Source organism: Candidatus Zixiibacteriota bacterium (assembly GCA_035574315.1).
Classification (GTDB): domain Bacteria; phylum Desulfobacterota; class Binatia; order UBA9968; family UBA9968; genus DATLYW01.
Map to the genome: position 1 here is coordinate 344,214 of DATLYW010000048.1, position 17,572 is coordinate 361,785.

At 67.1% G+C, this 17,572-nt stretch carries 19 protein-coding genes; 7 read left to right on the forward strand and 12 right to left on the reverse strand.

Annotation, left to right across the window (positions count from 1 at the left end; genetic code table 11):
• The first annotated feature begins 33 nt into the window (after positions 1–33).
• The 6 genes from VNN77_18040 (at position 34) to VNN77_18065 (ending at position 7,998) form a co-directional block, all read left to right on the forward strand.
• Positions 34–924 (forward strand): DUF58 domain-containing protein, encoded by an 891-nt coding sequence (locus VNN77_18040; protein ID HXG53303.1) that lies wholly within the window; start codon positions 34–36, stop codon positions 922–924.
• A 9-nt stretch (positions 925–933) separates the two neighbouring features.
• Entirely contained in the window at positions 934–3,045 is a 2,112-nt protein-coding gene (locus VNN77_18045; protein ID HXG53304.1) for a BatA domain-containing protein, read from the forward strand.
• 22 nt (positions 3,046–3,067) lie between these two features.
• Positions 3,068–3,832, forward strand: a complete 765-nt coding sequence (locus tag VNN77_18050; protein ID HXG53305.1) for a DUF4159 domain-containing protein — start codon at positions 3,068–3,070, stop codon at positions 3,830–3,832.
• Between the two features lie 3 nt (positions 3,833–3,835).
• On the forward strand, positions 3,836–6,070 hold the full coding sequence (locus VNN77_18055) for a glutamine amidotransferase (protein ID HXG53306.1): 2,235 nt from the start codon (positions 3,836–3,838) through the stop codon (positions 6,068–6,070).
• Positions 6,071–6,170: 100 nt separating this feature from the next.
• Positions 6,171–6,965 (forward strand): MBL fold metallo-hydrolase, encoded by a 795-nt coding sequence (locus VNN77_18060; protein ID HXG53307.1) that lies wholly within the window; start codon positions 6,171–6,173, stop codon positions 6,963–6,965.
• Between the two features lie 64 nt (positions 6,966–7,029).
• Entirely contained in the window at positions 7,030–7,998 is a 969-nt protein-coding gene (locus VNN77_18065) for a quinone oxidoreductase (GenBank protein ID HXG53308.1), read from the forward strand.
• Here the strand turns inward: VNN77_18065 and VNN77_18070 are convergent.
• Positions 7,995–8,534 (reverse strand): periplasmic heavy metal sensor, encoded by a 540-nt coding sequence (locus tag VNN77_18070; GenBank protein HXG53309.1) that lies wholly within the window; start codon positions 8,532–8,534, stop codon positions 7,995–7,997. The genes VNN77_18065 and VNN77_18070 overlap by 4 nt on opposite strands.
• A 367-nt stretch (positions 8,535–8,901) precedes the next feature.
• On the opposite strand from VNN77_18070, the gene VNN77_18075 reads away from it, so the two are divergent.
• Positions 8,902–9,312 (forward strand): hypothetical protein, encoded by a 411-nt coding sequence (locus VNN77_18075; GenBank protein ID HXG53310.1) that lies wholly within the window; start codon positions 8,902–8,904, stop codon positions 9,310–9,312.
• 81 nt (positions 9,313–9,393) lie between these two features.
• Here VNN77_18075 and VNN77_18080 read toward each other — a convergent pair whose 3' ends face one another.
• The 11 genes from VNN77_18080 to VNN77_18130 form a co-directional block, all read right to left on the reverse strand.
• The gene (locus VNN77_18080; protein HXG53311.1) at positions 9,394–10,647 is read right to left on the reverse strand and encodes an MFS transporter; all 1,254 of its coding nucleotides are present in this window, start codon (positions 10,645–10,647) and stop codon (positions 9,394–9,396) included.
• A 6-nt stretch (positions 10,648–10,653) separates the two neighbouring features.
• Positions 10,654–12,252, reverse strand: a complete 1,599-nt coding sequence (locus VNN77_18085; protein ID HXG53312.1) for a thiamine pyrophosphate-binding protein — start codon at positions 12,250–12,252, stop codon at positions 10,654–10,656.
• A gap of 95 nt (positions 12,253–12,347) precedes the next feature.
• On the reverse strand, positions 12,348–13,154 hold the full coding sequence (locus VNN77_18090; protein HXG53313.1) for an aspartate dehydrogenase: 807 nt from the start codon (positions 13,152–13,154) through the stop codon (positions 12,348–12,350).
• 88 nt (positions 13,155–13,242) lie between these two features.
• The gene (locus VNN77_18095) at positions 13,243–13,641 is read right to left on the reverse strand and encodes a DUF420 domain-containing protein (GenBank protein ID HXG53314.1); all 399 of its coding nucleotides are present in this window, start codon (positions 13,639–13,641) and stop codon (positions 13,243–13,245) included.
• 23 nt (positions 13,642–13,664) lie between these two features.
• Entirely contained in the window at positions 13,665–13,946 is a 282-nt protein-coding gene (locus VNN77_18100) for a cytochrome C oxidase subunit IV family protein (GenBank protein ID HXG53315.1), read from the reverse strand.
• Between the two features lie 13 nt (positions 13,947–13,959).
• Positions 13,960–14,568, reverse strand: a complete 609-nt coding sequence (locus tag VNN77_18105) for a cytochrome c oxidase subunit 3 (protein HXG53316.1) — start codon at positions 14,566–14,568, stop codon at positions 13,960–13,962.
• Complete coding sequence (locus VNN77_18110) at positions 14,565–14,852, reverse strand: hypothetical protein (GenBank protein HXG53317.1); 288 nt, start codon at positions 14,850–14,852, stop codon at positions 14,565–14,567. Before VNN77_18110 ends, VNN77_18105 begins: the two co-directional genes overlap by 4 nt.
• 57 nt (positions 14,853–14,909) lie before the next feature.
• On the reverse strand, positions 14,910–15,575 hold the full coding sequence (locus VNN77_18115) for a cytochrome c oxidase subunit 3 (GenBank protein HXG53318.1): 666 nt from the start codon (positions 15,573–15,575) through the stop codon (positions 14,910–14,912).
• Between the two features lie 8 nt (positions 15,576–15,583).
• Positions 15,584–15,706 carry a hypothetical protein gene (locus VNN77_18120; GenBank protein ID HXG53319.1) on the reverse strand — a complete coding sequence of 41 codons (123 nt, stop codon included), beginning with the start codon at positions 15,704–15,706 and terminating at the stop codon, positions 15,584–15,586.
• The gene (gene cyoE, locus VNN77_18125; protein HXG53320.1) at positions 15,703–16,608 is read right to left on the reverse strand and encodes a heme o synthase; all 906 of its coding nucleotides are present in this window, start codon (positions 16,606–16,608) and stop codon (positions 15,703–15,705) included. The genes VNN77_18120 and cyoE overlap by 4 nt, the downstream gene beginning before the upstream one ends.
• On the reverse strand, positions 16,605–17,570 hold the full coding sequence (locus VNN77_18130; GenBank protein ID HXG53321.1) for a COX15/CtaA family protein: 966 nt from the start codon (positions 17,568–17,570) through the stop codon (positions 16,605–16,607). Before VNN77_18130 ends, cyoE begins: the two co-directional genes overlap by 4 nt.
• Between the last annotated feature and the right edge of the window lie 2 nt (positions 17,571–17,572).

The window sequence follows — 17,572 nt, forward strand, 5'->3', positions numbered from 1 at the left end:
ACCGCTGCGCCGGTGGCGGCCGACCGTCGCCCGATGAACGGTCCGGGAAAAAACTATTTCGACCCCAAGGTTCTCGCCGGGATATCGAGCCTCTCCCTGCGGGCGCGCTGGGTGGTGGAAGGGTTGATGTCCGGCATTCACCGCAGCCGCTCCAAGGGTTTCAGCGTGGAGTTCGAGGAGCACCGGGAGTACTCGCCGGGCGACGAGATCCGGCGCATCGACTGGAAGGCGCTCGGCAAGTTCGACCGCTATTTCATCAAGGAGTACGAGGACGAGACCAACCTGCGCGCCTACCTCCTGCTCGATGCCAGCGCCTCGATGGACTACGCGTCGGACGGGATCACGAAGTTCGACTACGCCTGCACGCTGGTCGCCTGTCTTTCCTACCTGATCCTCAAGCAGCAGGACGCGGCCGGCCTGGTGACTTTCTCCGACGATCTCGAAACCGTCATCCAGCCGCGCGCCAAGCGCGACTATCTCACGCAGATCCTCCACGCCCTCGAGAACCGCACGCCCGGAGGCGAAACCGACGTGGGCGGGATTCTGGAGAAGGTCGCCGGACAGATCAAGCGACGCGGCATGGTCGTGCTGGTTTCCGACCTTCTCGACGAGCCGGAGGCGATCGTCAAGGGGCTGCGGCTGTTCCGCTACAAGGGCAACGACGTCATCGTATTCCACGTGCTCGATCCGGCGGAAATCGAGCTCCCCTTCGACGGCAACATCCTGTTCGAGGACCTGGAGCAGCCCGACCTGAAGGTGATCGCCGATCCGAAGGCCATTCGCCAGGCCTACCGCGCGGCGATCGACGAGTTCACCGCCGATCTGCGCAAACAATGCCATGACAGCTCGATCGACTACCAGCTGCTGACGACCTCGACGCCTCTCGACCGCGCGCTCGCGATGTACCTGAGCTGGAGAGGCTGAAGCCGCTCCATGTCGATCTTCTTCCTGTACCCGGTCTACCTCTTCGGATTGCTCGCGGCGGCCGTGCCGCTGCTTATTCATCTGCTCAACCGCCGCAGGCTCAAGCGTCTCCGCTTTCCCGCTGTCCGCTTCGTCGCGCTGTCGCAACGGCGCGTGGCGCGCAGCTATCGGCTGCGCCACTGGCTGCTCCTGGCGCTGCGCACCGCCGCGGTGGCGCTGCTCGCGCTGCTCCTCGCCAACCCGGTCTTTCAGATCGGCGCCGGTCTGTTCGCCGGCGGGGGGCCCCTCTCCCTGGTCGTCGTCGTCGACAACTCGCTCAGCATGAAGTGGAGCGGCGGTGGCGCCGGCTTCCGGCGGGCGAAGGATGCCGCCCGGACCTTGCTGAGCGCGCTCGGCGAAGGGGACCGCGCGGCGGTCTTTTCCACCGCGGTTTCCGCCGACGCGCCGCTGCGCCTCAAGAGCGAGCGCGACGCGCTGTTGCGCGACCTGGAGGCGATCGAGCTCTCCGACGGCTCGGCCGATCTCGCGGCGGCTCTCGGCAAGGCGTACGAGCTGCTCGCCGAGCCCGCCGGTCACAAGGAGATCCGCCTGATCACCGACCTGGCGCTCACCGGGTGGGACGACTTCACGATCGCCGCGTTGAAACAGTACGATCCGGCGGTCCCGATCACGATTCTGCGCGTGGGCGGGAGCCGGCCGCCCGTGAACGCGGCCGTCAGGGAGGTCCGCGCCGGCGGCGAGCGAGGGATAGGCGCCGGAGTGCCGCTCCGTCTCGAAGCCGTGCTGGCGAACTTCGGCGATGGCGCGGTCAAGGATCTGCTCGTGCAGCTGAGCATCGACGGAAAGGCGAGAGAGCAGCGGCTCGCATCGCTTGCTCCGAAATCGGAATCGACGGTGGTCTTTCAGACGGCGCTCGAGCGCGCGGGCTCCCACTACGGAACGCTGACCCTGAAGGCCGAGGGGCTGGCCGGCCAGACCGAGCACCATTTCGGCTTGCTGGCCGAGGACCGGCTCCGCGTGCTCCTGGTCGACGGCGAGCCGCAGACCTCGCTGGTGCAGAGCGAGACGTTTTTTCTCAGCCGGGCGCTCCACCCCGGGGGCGACGCCGGCGCTTCGCTTTTCGTTCCCGTGGTGACGATCGCCGACGCGCTCGCCGGGACCTCGCTCGAGAACTATCAGGTCGTCGTCCTCGCCAACGTCGCAACCCTTCCGGAGGCGTTCGCCGCCCGCTTGCGCGAGTTCGTACGCCGCGGCGGCGGCTTGCTGATCTTCGGCGGCGAGCACCTGAGCGCCGACGACTACAACGCCAGGCTGCTCCGCGTCCCCCCGGCGCTCCTCCCGGGCTCGATCGCCGGCAAGAAGAGCGGGCCCGAAACCGCAGCGGACGGGATCGCGCGCGTGGAGGCGACGCACCCCGCGCTGGCGCCGCTCGCCGATCCTGTCCTGCTCGACTCGATCCGATCGACGAGGGTGTGGGGCTACACCCGCCTGGAGCGAGGCGGGGGAACCGCACTGATCTCGCTCGCCAGCGGAGAACCGTTGCTGACGGAGCACCGGGTCGGCCGGGGCCGGGTGATGTTTCTTGGCACGAGCGCGGACCGCGACTGGAGCGATCTCCCGCTCAAGACCGCGTACCTCCCGCTCGTCCAGTCACTGGCTTCCTACCTCGCGGGGGGAAGGCGCGGTTCGGTCGATACGGGGATCGCCGTGGGTGAGGAGAAGCGGATCGACTTGCCGCCGAGCATGGTGGGACGAACCATCCGGGTGGTCGGGCCCGGCGATCGTGAAGGGACGGCCGAGATCGTCGCAAACAGGGATCGCGCGGTCGCGTCATACCGCGGCAACGAACGGGCCGGGATCTACCGGATCGTCCTGCCGGCGGATCGCGAGAAGCCGCCCGGCCTGCCCGAGCTTTACGCCGTCAACTCCCCTTTCCTCGAATCCCGGCTCGATCCGATCGGGGAAGCGGAGCTCCGCGCCAAGCTCGCCCCGGTTCGGGCGGAGGTAATTCCGGTCGAATCCGTCGAGGAAGGCGGCGCGCGCACCGACCTCGCGTTTCCGCTGCTCATCTCGTTGATCGCCACCTTGCTGTTGGAGGGATGGATCGCGCAGCGTCTCTAGAACGCGCGCCTGGTCGAACGCCATGAGGAGACGGGATTTCCTGCGGCTCGCTTGGGGCTGCTTGCTGGCAGCGGCGCTGCCGCGCCCGGCGCGGGCGAGTCATCCCCGCGACAAGCGCTTTCCGTTCGTCTTCGCCCAGGTCCGCTACCGGGGCGGCGACTGGAACCCCCATCCCCTGTGCGTCGGCCCGCTGATGGAGGAGCTGATGCTGCGCACGAGCGTGGAGGCGTCTCCGGTCCGGCACGAGGTGACCCTGGCGGACCCCGATCTGTTCGAATACCCGTTCCTCTATATGGCCGGAAGGTACGAGTTCGAGCCGTTCACCGAGGGAGAGATCGAGACGCTGCGCCGTTTCCTCTCTTACGGCGGCTTCCTGCTTGTCGACGACGCGCTGGGGCAACGCGGCTACGGCTTCGACAAGAGCGTCCGCCGCGAGTTCCAGCGGGTTTTCCCGGGAAACGAGCTCAAGCGGCTCCCGTCTGGCCACGCGGTGCTGCGCAGCTATTATCTGATGCGCCGGATCGGCGGCGTCCGGATTGCCAATCCCGCGCTCGAGGGGATCACGGTCGGCAGCGCCACGCCGGTCATCTATTGCCAGAACGACCTCGGCGGCGCGTGGGAGCGCGATCAGCTCGGAAAGTGGACCAACGTCTGCACCCCCGGCGGGGAAGAGCAGAGACGCGACGCCTTCCACCTCGGGATCAACATCATCCTGTACGCGATGACCGAAAACTACAAGGAAGACCTCATCCACGTTCCGTTCATCCGCAGGCGCCTCACCCGCTGACCGATGGCCGATCTCTACCTGATCCCTCCCGTTCCCTGGTGGGTGGCCGCTTCGATCGGCGCCCTCGCCGCGTTCCTGCTCGTCCTGCAGTACCGCGCTCTGCGGGAGCGGCTGGGGCCGCGGAGAAGCGCGCTGCTCACGCTCCTGCGCGGGCTGGTTTACGGCCTTCTCGTCTTCTTTCTCTTAGGTCCGGCATGGGTCGAGCGGCGGGTCGTGAAGCTTCGCCGCCCTCTCGCGCTCCTGATCGACAGCTCGCAGAGCATGGCCCTGCCCGCCGACGCGCCGGGCACTCCGCCGAAGAGCCGCCTGGACGCCGTCAAGGACGCCCTGCTGCCGCTGCTCGAGCGCCTCGTCCGCGACTACGATCTTCGCCTGTTCCGGTTCGGCGACGGGCTGGAACCGGTCACGCCCGCCGCCGTGCGAAGCCTCGGAGCTCGCGACGGCCGCACCCGCCTCGTCGAGGCGCTGGAGGCTGCGGCCAAGGAGGTGCCGGCGCAATCCGGCATCCTGGTGTTCAGCGACGGGATCGCCAACGGCGAGCGCGCCGCCGCGGACGGCGCGCCGCCGTTGCCGCTGCCGGTCTTTTCCGTGACGGTCGGGCGACCCCAGGCCTACACCGATCTCCGCATCGCCGAGGTGCGCGCACCCGAATTCGGCTTTCGCGGGCGCGAGATCAAGCTCGACGTGATCGTGGAGGCGTACGGCCTTCGAGGCCGGAAGCTTCCGCTCTACTTCAACCGGGGCCGCAACCTCGTCTCCGCTCAGTCGGTCGACATCGACGCGGACCCCTTCGAGAAAAGAATCTCGCTCAGCTTCACTCCCAAGGAAATCGGCGCGCACCATTTCAACGTGAGCCTGCCGGTCCAGCCCGGCGAGCAGATCGCGCACAACAACCGCAAGGAATTCGCCGTCGACGTGCAACGCGACAAGATTCGCGTGCTCACTCTCTCCGGCTCGCCCGCCTGGAACTACCGGTTCCTCCGCATGGCCTTGAAACAGGACCCGCTGGTCGACCTAGTCTCTTTCGTCTTCCTGCGAACGCCCACCGACAGCGTCGACGTCCCGGACAGCCAGCTCAGCCTGATCCCCTTCCCGATCGACGACATCTTTCTCGAGGAGCTGAAGAACTTCGACGTGGTGATCCTGGACGATTTTTCCCATCGCGCCTATTTCAACCCGGTCTACCTCGAAAAGCTCCGGGATTTCGTGCGCGACGGCGGCGGGCTGGCGGTGTTCGGCGGCGCGCGGGCGTTCGACAGCGGCGGATACGGCGAAAGCGCTCTCAAGGAAGTGCTGCCGGTGGAGCTCGACGGCAAGGGCACGTACCGCGGGCGAACGTCGGTGCGCGCCGTGCTGACCCCCGCCGGCAAAGCTCATCCGATCACCCGGCTGGTCGCCGACGCTCGCGCCAACGAGGAGACCTGGTCCCGCCTCCCGCAGCTCACCGCCTTCAACCGCGTGCAGCGGGCGCGCGGCGAAACGCTGCTGGCGCTCTCCGGAGACGGGAGCGACGGCCAGCCGCTGCTCACCGTCGGACGCTTCGGCCAGGGGCGAACCCTCGCGTTGATGAGCGACGAGGCATGGCGCTGGAATTTCATCGCCGTCGGGAACCGCGAAACGCCGCAGCATCACTTGAAGTTCGTCCGTCAGGCCGTGCGCTGGCTCGCCCGCGAGCCCTCTTTCGAGCAGGTCAAGATACTCCCGGTGGCGGCATCCCGCCCGGGAGAGAAAGCGGCGATCACGGTGCGGGTCCTCAAGGACGACTTCACGCCAGCCGCCCAGGCATCGGTCCAGCTCCGCGTCCTCGGCCCCGACGGGGACCCCCTCCTCGTACCGGTCTCCCCCGGCGACTCCCCCGGCGATTACCGCGGGGAGTTCACGCCCGCACGAGAGGGCTCTTACCGGGTCGAGGCCGAAGCCGCCCTCGCGGGCAGGACGCTCGGGCGTGACCGCAGCGCTTTCTCGGTCGCCGCGGGCTACCACGAAAGCGAGGACGGAAGGCCGCGGCCCGAGTTGCTCGAGCGGATTTCCCGCTCGAGCCGCGGCGAACATTTCACGATCGAGCAATGGAACGAAAAAGCCCTCGAAAAGATCGCGGCGCGGCTGGAAGGCCAGGCTCCCTCCCGGATCGTCGAGCGGCGCCAGACCCGCCTGTGGAGCACACCCTGGATCTTCTCTCTCGCGCTGGTCCTGCTCGCGGCGGAATGGTGGACGAGGCGGAAATGGGGATTGGTTTAGTTTCCGGTTTCTGGTTTATGGTTTATCGGGGACCGGCAACGGAGACCCAGGCTTTTCACCCCGGCATGAGCCGGGAACCGGAAGCCTGAAGCTGTATTTGATGGCGAAACGCGCCTTCGTTCCGAGATGTCTGGCCGCGGCGGTGTTGATCGCCCTGCCGCGCCTTGCCTGGAGCTTTTGCCACGAGATGGAGGTGGTCTCCGCACCGCGGGTTCGCCGCGTGGCCGCTTCCCCGGCGGCGGTGGAGATCCGGTGGTTCGGGCATGCGACGTTTCAGATCACGTCCTCCAGGGGGACGCGGGTTCTGGCCGACCCTCATTCCCGCCACGATCTCCCCTGGCCGGATCTCGAACAGCACGTCGTGACGACGAGCCACCAGCACGGCGCCCACAACAACGTCTGGATGGCCAAGGGAAATCCGGTGGTCCTGCACGGTCTCACGCCTTCGGGCGAGAGCTGGCGCCCGATCCATACCACGGTCCGCGACGTCTCCGTCTACGCGGTTCCGGCCTATCACGACAAGAGCCAGGGGCTGCAACGAGGCAAGAACGCCATCTTCGTCTTCCGGGTCGACGACGTGTGCATCGCCCACCTGGGAGATCTCGGACACTCGCTGACGCCTGCGCAGCTCAAGCTGCTCGGCAAGATCGACGTTCTCCTGGTGCCGGTCGCGGGCGGAATGTTCACGATCACCCCCGAGGAAGCGATCGCCGTCACCAAGCAGGTGAATCCGAAGATCGCGATTCCCGAGCACTACTGGTGGGAAGGAGCGGTGGATGGCTTTACGGCGGGATTTCCGCGCGTTCGTCGGCTGGACGGCCCGATCCTGCGAGTGACGAAGCAACAGCTGCCCCAGCCGATCGAGATCGTGGTGATGACCTGGGGCCGCCCTTGAGCGGCAGCGACCTCGGGAAATGCTCGAGTAAGAAGTCCGCACGGAGCAAACGGGAGGCGAGACCATGAAGGCAGTTCGAATCCATCGTTATGGAGGTCCAGAGGTTCTGCAGTACGAGGAGATTCCCATCCCCGAGCCGAAGGCCGGCGAAGCACGCGTCAGGGTAGAGGCCGCCGGGCTGAATTTCATCGATATCTATCACCGAATCGGGCTCTATCCGTTGAAGACCCCCTTCACGCTCGGAATGGAAGCGGCGGGCGTGGTGGACGCGGTCGGAGACGGCGTGACCGAGGTCAAACCGGGCGACCGCGTCGCTTACGCCATGACTCCGGGCGCCTACGCCGAGTACGCGATCGTGCCCGCCTGGAAGCTGGTGCCGGTTCCCGGGGACATCGAATCGCGGGTCGCGGCGGGACTCATGCTCCAGGGAATGACCGCGCACTACCTCGCCCACAGCACCTACCCCCTCAAGCGCGGAGAGATCGCGCTCGTCCACGCGGCGGCCGGGGGCGTGGGCTTGCTCCTCGTGCAGGTCGCCAAGCAGCTGGGCGCCCGCGTGATCGGAACGGTCTCCACTGAAGCCAAGGCTCAGCTGGCGCGGGAGGCCGGCGCGGATCGCGTCGTCATCTACGAGAACGAGGATTTCGTCGCCGCCGTCAAGGCGGAAACCGGGGGCCAGGGAGCGCATGTCGTCTATGATTCGGTGGGGAAATCGACCTTCGAAAAAAGCCTGGAGTGCCTGCGGCCCCGGGGTTATCTCGTCCTCTTCGGGCAGTCCAGCGGGCCGGTAGCGCCTTTCGACCCGTCGATTCTGGCGGCGAAGGGATCGCTGTTTCTCACCCGGCCCAGCCTCAATCACTACACGCTCGATCGCGAAGAGCTTTTACGCCGCGCCGGAGACCTCTTCTCCTGGGTGAGCTCCGGAAGGCTCAAGCTCAGGATCGAACGGACCTTTCCCCTCGCCGAAGCGGCCGAGGCCCATCGCCGGCTCGAAGCGCGGAGAACCGCGGGGAAAGTTTTGCTGCTTCCCTAGCCGGCGGTCTCAGCGGGCTGGGTTTGCGCGAGCCGCCGCTCGCTTCGCAGCTCCTCGAGTTTTCTGCGTTGCTCGGCGCTCAGCTGCTGCTTCGCTCTTTCGATCGTCCGGATGCGCTCGATCCGCAGGTCGGCCCGCAACTTCTCGATTTCGCGGACCTGGGCCTCGACCTTCGTCATGTCCGGCTCTTCCGCCTTCAACACCGCGGCAAGATCGATTTCGGCCACTCTTATATCGGCGCGCACGCGCGTCGCCTTTTTCTCGTAGCCGTCGCGGAGCGCCTCCAGCCGCCGCACCTGCTCGGCTGAAAGACCGAGTCGCTCCCGGTTGCGGAGCATGAGGGAAATCAACGGCTGTGACTCCCACGAGCTTTCGAAATCGAAATGCCACCGCCAGCGCCCGAGCAGCTCCCGCAGCTCGCGACCGAGCGAGTTCCACGACTCCCCGAGCTCTTCGTGAAACGCCGGCCTGGGCTGCTCTCCGGCAGCAGCGGCCGACGGAAGCAGGAACGCAAGAAGAACCAGAAACGCCGCCATCGCTTCGCCCTCCTTTGAGTTCCGCGGCTGCACCTGCAGTGTACCCGTTTTCCCGGAGCCCGAACAATAGGCGATCCGTCGCGCACGCCTTGACGGGGAATTCCTACACCTCCCATGCCCTTCTCCTGCGACTGTGTCCCTTTAACCTACAGTCGGTGCGCGGTCCGATGCGGCCGTCGATTGAAGCCGACCCACAAGTTGCCGGAATCGCGTGCTTACTCGAAGCCGGGAGGACGTTCCGAAACGAGGGATCGCTGGCGCGGTGATTGCTCCGTCACGGTTCAGGCTCTCTCGACGCGCGGCTCGTGCGCCGATCCCGACCCTGGCGCGAGCGGGCACGCGGAGGCATCGCGGAGGTATTTTATTTATGGAGATCGGCGAGCCGATCTTGCAGCGCCAAGCGCAAGACAGCCTGTTTCAGTCCGATGTCCTCGCTCTTTACGACTACCTGTGCATCTACAAGAGCGGCACCCCGAGAAGCCCGGAAGTCAGGCTCATGGCAGCGGTCCTGCAGGACGCCATCGACTGCTACATGAAGACCCTGCATGCCAAGACGAGACACGACAGGCAGCTTTTTCTCGAGGCCGAGCGGTGGTTCGCCGATCCCGAGGACGACTGGCTTTTCAGCTTCGCGAGCATCTGCGGGATTCTGGAGCTCGACCCGGATTACATCCGGCGCTGTCTGGCCCGCTGCAGGGAGCGGGCAGGCGCGAGCAAACCCGACCGGCCTCACCGTCTATGGAATTTGCCCGGGGCCAGGTTGCGGTTCGCAACTTAGGTCTCCGTGCATCCGGCACGCGAGACGGCTGCTCCCGGTGAATTCCGCCAGACGTCAAAACCCGCCGCCAGCATCTCTCCGTCATGCCCGCCTGGTTTCAGCGGGGGCGTGAACCGGAGCGCGGCGGCGCGGCTCTTTCAGGAAAAGCCCCAGCCCCGCAATGCCGAAAAGTGTTGCGCCGGCGAGCGCCTGCCAGGCGACCGCATAGCTCCCCGTCCGGTCGACGAGGTAACCGATCAGGGGCGTGCCCACGGCCGCCGCCGCCGCGTTGATCGTGATCATGACGCCCATCGCCACTCCGGCCCGCATCGTGCCCGCGAGCTCGCCGATCAGCGCATAGGAAACCCCCTGGTAGCCGACCAGGCACAAACCGGAAAAAAAGACGAGCGCCAGCAGCACCGCCAGCGGCGTCTCCGGCGTGGCGACGCTCAGGCCGGCCGTCAGCACCGCGCCCAGCAGGCCGATGATCATCAGCACGATTTTTCGCCGCCCGCCGAACAGGCGGTCGCTGGCCACGCCCCACCCGATTCGCCCCACCATCGCTCCCGACTGAAGGATCGCCAGAGCCTGGCTCGCCCAGTACGCGCTGAACCCCATCTCGTCCTTGAGATAGAGCGGCACGTAGGTGATCAACGACATCTGTCCGATCAGGAAGATCGCGGTGCCGAAGCTCGCCGGAACGAAGCCCCAGACTTCGAGCGGCGCGCCCCGCCCCGAGCTCCCGCCGGCATCGCCGGCCACGGTCTGTGACTCCTCCCGGGGATCGCGCCACAGCCATGAAAAAACGAACCCGAAAAGAAAATTAGCGGCCCCCAGCGCCGCCAGAGCGCCCCTCCAGCCGACCACGAGGACCAGCGGCGCAGCGAGCACCGCCGCGACAACGCCGCCGGCGGGCACTCCCGTCTGCTTGATGCCCATCGCCGTAGCGCGCTCGTCGCGATAAAACCACGCCATCACTCCTTTGGTGGAAGATGGGTTGAGAAAGCTGTAGCCGAGGCCGGCGAGGAAGAAGCTCGCGAAGGCCCACGAAAACGAAGGGGAAAGCGCGGCCGCCACCGTGCACAGGCCGACGGCGAGATGACCCTGCAGGGTCGTTCGGCGCACGCCGAGCCGATCGGCGAGCCATCCAGCGACGAACGACGCCCCTGTCATGGCAAGATAGAAGGCCGAGAAGAAGAGGCCGACCTGAGCGCGCGAAAGACCGAGCTCGCCCTGGTAGAACGGCGCAAGCGTGTTGATCCCGTACTGAGCCGTCGCGCCGATGATGTGCGAGACCGTGATGAGCGCCAGAATCGCCCAGCGAAAACTGTCGCGCGCGGGGAGTGCGTCGGCCATCGCAAATCAATCGAAAACGGTCAGCGAGTAGCTTTCGACCGAAACGAACGCCTCGATCACGGACGGCCCGTCTTGCTCTCGGGCCCAGTCGAGCGCCGCGGCGAGCTCTGCGGCGTCGCGGGCGCTGCGGCAAGGCACGCCGAAGTAATGCGGCGGCGAGGGGGGCGGCTCCCCGAGGAACACGCCGGAAAGAGAATATCGCCGGCGCTCCTGCTTGACCTTCATCAAGCCGAGCCAGCCGTCGTTCAGCACGATGACGGGCACCGCGAGCTTGAGGCGGCGGGCGAAGGCCAGCTCGCCGACGGTCATCTGAAAACCGCCGTCGCCGACGATCGCGAGCACCGGACGCCGGGGATCGACCAGCTTGGCGGCGTAGGCCGCCGGCATGCCGTAGCCCATCGACGACCAGCCGTTGGTCGCCAGCAGAGAGCGCGGAAGATCCACGCGCCACTGAGAGGCGATCTGATGCGTGTGCGCGCCGACGTCGCAGGCCAGCACGGCGTCCGGAGGGAACTTCTCCCGGGCCACGTCGATCACCTCGTGCGGGGCAAAGCCGTCTCCGGCCGGCCTCAGCGCCCGCTCCAGGGCGTCGCGGTGCGCCCGCAGCTCTTCCGCGGACCAATCGTTCGAACACTCCGGAAGCTCGCTCAGCGCGGCGATCGCTCGATCGAGATCGCAGGCCTCGTTGCACACCCAGGCGAGCCCGGTCCCGCTTTCCGCCGTTTCCGTGCTCAGATGGATCAGTGGAATGCCGGAGGCCCATTCCTCGTAGTTGATCTCGACCGGATCGTACCCGACGGCGATCACGAGGTCGCATCGCCTGACGAGCGCCTGCACGTCGCTGCGGCGCGCGCGGCCGATCACGCCCGCCCAGCAGGGGTGATTTTCCGGCAGGAAGCCTTTGGCCTGAAGCGTGGTCACAAACGGCATGCCCTGTCGCTCGACGAACGGCAGGAGCCGCTCCGGGCGCCGGCAACGGGTAAAGCCGAGGCCGGTGACGAGCAGCGGGCGGCGCGACCGGGCGAGCGCCGCCGCCACTGTATCCACGACCCTCGCCGGGAGTTCGGCCGGCGGCCGCGGCCGGGCGGGCGCCGGCGTATCGTCCGTCGCGGCCGCAGCCTCGGCAACGTCTTCGGGCAGATCGAGATGGACCGGACCCGGCGGCTCGGCCGCGGCGAGCGCCAGGGCCTCGACGGCGAGGCGCCCGATGTTGTCGCGGCGCAGCGGCAGCGATGCTTTGGTCAGCGGCCTGAACAGCGCGTGGTGGTCGATCCTCATCTGGACGCGCCGCTCGAGCCACGGAGTGGCGACGTTGCAGGTGATCGCCAGCACCGGAGCGCGGTCGAGCCAGGCGCAGCCGATCCCCGTCGCGAGATTGGTCGCTCCCGGCCCGAGCGTCGAGACGCACGCGCCGGGAACTCCGGTCAAGTAGCCAACGGCCGAGGCCATGAACGCCGCGGAGGTTTCGCTCGCGGTGAGCACGAACTCGATCGAGCTTTCGCGGAGCGCATCGATCACGGGGAGGACCGGACCGCTGGGGACGCCGAAGAGCCAGCGCACGCCGGCGTTTTCCAGGATCCGCACTAGCCGTTGGGCGTTGTTCATCGCTTCCTTACGACAAGAGAAAGGCTACGGGGCGAACGGAGGACGGCCCGATCCGCCGAGGCGCGCCTGGACCCGCACGGAGCGCGCCCCGGTCCTCAGTTGCCGATTCGTACGGGATCGACGACCTGCTGGACGGCGCGAACGATCGACAGGGCGGTGAGCTTTCCGGTCCGCGGATTTTCACTCGGCACGTTCTCGATATGGACGTGCAGCCGGCCGAACTCGCCCTCGACCTCGATATCGTGGCAGTTGCGCTCGAGCCCGGGAACCGCCAGGATGCGCACCCGTGTCCGGTCCGGGCCGACGCCCGCCAGGCTCACCGCGGCGCAGACGTTCACATTGGCAGGGAAACCCTGGCACGCTTCCCGGGCACTGCCCGAGAACACTTCCTTCTCCTCTTCGAGCCCCGCCAGCGTGATGCCGTTGCGAACGAGATAGGGCGCTCCCTCCAGCCCGCGCGGTGGTTTGCGCGTCGTCATCGTCACATGGTCGACCCGGCCCGCGCAGGCCGACTTGATCCCGTCCAGTCCGGCGATCGCGCCCGAGGGAACGTGCAACCGGCAGCCGGTCGCCCGCGCGCGCTCTATGATCTCCGGATGCTCGAGCAGCGCCCCGACGCTGATCACCATGAGATCTTTGTGCGCGGTGAAGGCCGCGTCGGCCAATCCCGCCACCACCGCTCCCCCCGCCGCCTCGATGATGAGATCGGCGGCGACAATCAGCTCGGCGAGCGGCAGGAAAGGCGGCGGGCTATCCAGGCTCGAGAGAAAGGCGCGCGCGCTTTCCTCGGTACGGCTCGTCACCCCGGCCACCCGGACCGGCAGCAGCCCGGCGGCGCTCGCTTTCAGCAGCGCCTTCCCGATGGCACCGCAGCCGACGATTCCGATCGCCTTTGAACTCATGCCGGGTCGCTCCGCTTCGGGTGAAGCTCTATCTAGCGCCAACCCGTTCGCGCTGTCAACGAGCGGGCGGACGAATTGCGGCCGCGCCTCACGGCGGGGAGAGCCGGTAGAGCATCCAGTAAACGACCACGCCGGTCACGGAAACGTAGAGCCACAGGGGAAAGGTCCACCGCGCCAGGCGCCGGTGCGCGCCGAAGCGTTCCTTGAGCGCCCGGACGAGCGTCACGCCGACCAGCGGCACGAGCGCGGCGGCCAGGATCGTGTGGCTGATGAGGATCGCGAAATAAACCAGCCGGATGGCACCCTCCCCTTTGAACGGCACCGAACCGACCCGGTAGTGGTAGACGAGATAGGAAACGAGGAAGAGAGCCGAGGCGGCCAGCGCCGCGAGCATGCAGAACCGGTGGGCGGAGACGTTGCGCGAGCGGATGAAATAATAGCCCGCGACCAGGAAAACGGCGCTCAATGAATTAAGCGCCGCGTTCACCGACGGCAGGTGGACGGCCTCGCTCAACGGGGGAAGATGTCGGGCAGCAGCATGAGAATGAGGAACAGGCAGAGCACGAACGGGCTCAAGGCCACGAGCCCCAGCGTCAGCTTCTCGAACTTCAGGTGCATGAAGTAAAGGGCGACCAGCGCGGCCTTGGAAATCGCCAGCGCCACCAGCAGCGCCGCCACCGCGACCTTGGCCAGCGGCAGGTAGATCACGCCGATCTCGATGATGGTCAAGACCAGCAGCCACCAGAACACGCCGATGTAGTTGGGCTCCCTGTGCGTCGTCGTTGCGCTCATCCCGAGGCTCCTGTTACAGCAAGTAAACGAACGTGAAGATCAAGATCCACACGAGATCGACAAAATGCCAGTACAGCCCGGCGATCTCGACGTGCTTCGCCCCATACCGCCCCCGCGAGACCGCCGCCAGCACGCAGGCGTTGTAGATCACGCCTCCGGTCACGTGCATGCCGTGAAAGCCGGTCAGGACGAAGAACGTGGTCGCGAAAAGATGGCTGGAAAAGCTCAGCTGGTGATGGGGCAGGACCTCGGTGATCAGGTGAGTCCACTCGTAGGCCTGCAACCCCAGGAAGGTCACGCCGCCGAGGATCGTGAGACCCATGAACTTCCGGAACCGGGCGCGCTCGCCGTGCTGCGCCGCCGAGAGCGAAAGCACCATGGTGACGCTGCTGACGATCAGCAGGAAGGTCATCAGGGCGGTCAGGTTGATGCCGAGGATTTCCGAGGGGACCGGCCAGCTCTTGCTCGCATGGCGCAGAATCCCGTAGCCGACGATCAACCCGCCGAACGACATCGCGTCGCCCGCGAGAAAAAGCCACATGCCGAGCTTGCCCAGATTCTCAGGCGTGAGCGGCGACTCCGCGGGCTCGACCCCCGCGTGCGCCACGGCAACATCGCTCATCTTCCGCTCTCCTTGTGATGATCCCAGACCAGCCGAACGAGCGCGCCGTTACGTTCCGCCGCCTCGAGCCTCCCGGCGCGCCGGTGGCGGTAGAGGAGCCAGCCCGCGATCGATCCGACGACGAGGTAGGGAGCAGACATCAGGAACAGCACGCTCCAGTTGAACGCGTCGCCCGAGCCATCCGCCCCCGCGCCGGTGATGCAAACCGCGCAGGCTAGAGCTTGCGCGGGGAGCGCCGCCAGCGTTCCGAACCCGGACAGGAAAAAACTCGACCGCCGCAACATGTGAAGTAATCGAACTTAACTTAAGGTGCCGGAGCTGTCAACACGCGCCGGCACGCTTCACAACAGATAGATGAGACCGTAGAGCACCGGCCACAGAGCGACGACGAAAATCCAGTACGTCGCGCAGATCGCGAGGCCGGTATGGCGCTCCCGAGAAAACCTGCCGCGGCGCGCCAGCCCGAGGACCACCAGCAGCCACACGAGCGCCGCCACGACGTGGGCGGCGTGAAACCCGATCAGCGTGTAGAAAAGGCCGCCGTAAACGCTGCTCGAAACCGTCAGGCCGAAGTGGATCAGGCGCGCCCATTCGTAGCCCTGGACGGCGAGGAACGTCCCCCCCAGCACCGCCGTCAGCACGAGAGCGCGCCGGAGCCGCGCCCCATCGCCCGACCGCGCCGCGCTCACGCTGCGGCGCACCGTGAAAGCGCTCGCCAGCAGAATGATCGTGTTCACCCCCGTGACCCCGACCGGCAGCCGCGGCTGGAACGGAGGCGGCCAGACCGGGCTCCCGACGCGGAAAACGATGAAAGCCCCGATCAGGCCGGCGAAGAACATCGCTTCCGCGCCGATCAGCATCATGATCGCCAGCCGGGCATTCTCGATCGCCGGAGGCGTGCGCCGCACCGGTGGGACCGGAGGCTCTGCTCCGCCGAAACCGGGCCGTTCGCGCGCCGGAACCGACTCGGCGGCGTTCAGACGCCGCACCTTGGCCGACTGTGCCATGCTCCCTCTCAGTAAGCGACGATAAAAGCGATCACCGCCGCGATGTAGACCGCGATCGACGCGCCGAGAATGAACCCCATCCGCCGATTGCGGTTCTCGCGCAACGCTCTGGGACCAGCCGCAGACCTCATGCTGGAACTCTATCCAAAGCCATGACGAGCAGCAACACCGGCAGATAGAGCAGCGAAGCGAACAGGAGCTTGCGCGCCCCTGCCAGCGTCGATTCGAGCGCGAGGCTCACGCCGGCGGACAGGAAACCGACGCCGAGCAGAAACGCGGCAACGAAGTACACCGGCCCGGCCAGGCCGAGAAGCGTGGGCAGCAGGCTCACGGCGAGCAGCGCGGCGCAGTGCGAGATCACCTGGCGGCTGGTGCTTTGCCCGTCGGGATCGATCACCGGCAGGAACTGAATGCCGGCGCGGGCGTAGTCGTCCCGGTACAGGCGCGCGATCGCCAGGGTGTGCGGCACCTGCCACAGAAACATGATCGCAAACAGCACCCAGGCGTCGATGTCGAACCGGCCGCGAGCCGCCACCCACCCGATCACCGGAGGCAGCGCTCCCGGGACCGCGCCGATCATGACCGACAAAGGGCTGCGCCTTTTCATCGGGGTGTACAGGAAGAGGTAGGTGGCAGCGATGAAAGCGGCCACCCCGGCGCTGATCGGGTTGACCGCAACGGCGAGACAGCCGAGGCCGGCGAGCGCCACCGCCGTGCCGAACCAGGCCGCTTCGCGCGGCTGCAGCCGGCCGTCCGGCAGCGGACGCCGGCGCGTGCGCTCCATCTTGGCGTCGGTTTCCCGCTCGAGGAACTGGTTGAGCGCCAGCGTCCCCGCGGCCGCCAGCGCGGTCCCGAACAGCATTCGCAGCAGCCCGGCGTAATCCGGGACCTGCTCGGATCCGACGTAAAAGCCGACGAAAGCGGTCACCAGCACCATGAAGACGACACGAGGCTTGGTGAGCTCCAGGAAATCCGCCGCTTTGCGCAGCGCGACGGCGGGCATGAGCTCGGCGGCGCCGGTTTCCGAGCTCATGCCGGCGCCCGCTCCGCGGCGAGTTCCGGGCCGTGACCGAGTGGCCGAAAAACGGTGAGCCGGTAGCACCTGAGCGTCAGGATCAGGGAAGTCCCCAGCATGAGCGCGCCGACCAGAAGGTGCAGTGTCGCGAGCACGACGACGAGGTCCGCGGGCCAGCGCAGCAGGGTCGTGAACTTGCCGAAGTAGACGGCCCCGCCGAGCGCCAGCTGCAGCGCCAGCAGGGTGCCCAACGCGATCCCGGGACGCACGAGCTCGGGACGGTCGGCGTGGAAGCGCAGCAACCGCCGCAGCACCAGAATCCCGTGGGCCGCCACGACCGCGGCAAAGAGCAGATGGAGATCCGCGCGCCCTCCGGTGTGGCGCAGCACGGCGCCCAGCACGGACTGGAAATAGATGAACGCCGCCGTCGAAGCGCAGAGGCGGCGCAGCCGATCGCCTGCCGCCAGCGGCCGCGCCGGGCGCTCCGCCCACTGCCCCGACGTAAAGACCGCGAGGCTCACCACGAGCGCGAAAAACGCCTGGGCCACCGCCGCGTGGACGATCGCGAGACCGTGCTCGAGCAGCACCACGCGCAACCCGCCGAGCACCCCTTGAACGATCACGAGCGCGAGCGCTCCCAGTGCCAGCAGCCGCAGCCAGCGCCGCTCCTCTTTCAACCAGAAGGCGAGCGCGAGGAAGATCGTGAGCAGTCCGATCGCCGAAGCCACCAGTCGGTGGCTGTGCTCGTAAAAAATTCCGCCGACCATCTTCGACCACGGGTAGAGAAACATGTTGTAGCCGAAGGTCGTCGGCCAATCCGGCACTGCCAGCCCCGCCCCCTTGCCGGTCACGAGGCCGCCGATGAACAGCAGCGGCAGCGTCGCGCCCGCGGTAGCCACCGCGAGGCGGTGGGGCCATTTCGAAGAGACCTGCGCGGCAACGAAGCCGCACGGTCCGTCGCGCTCGGGCAGACTGTTCATCC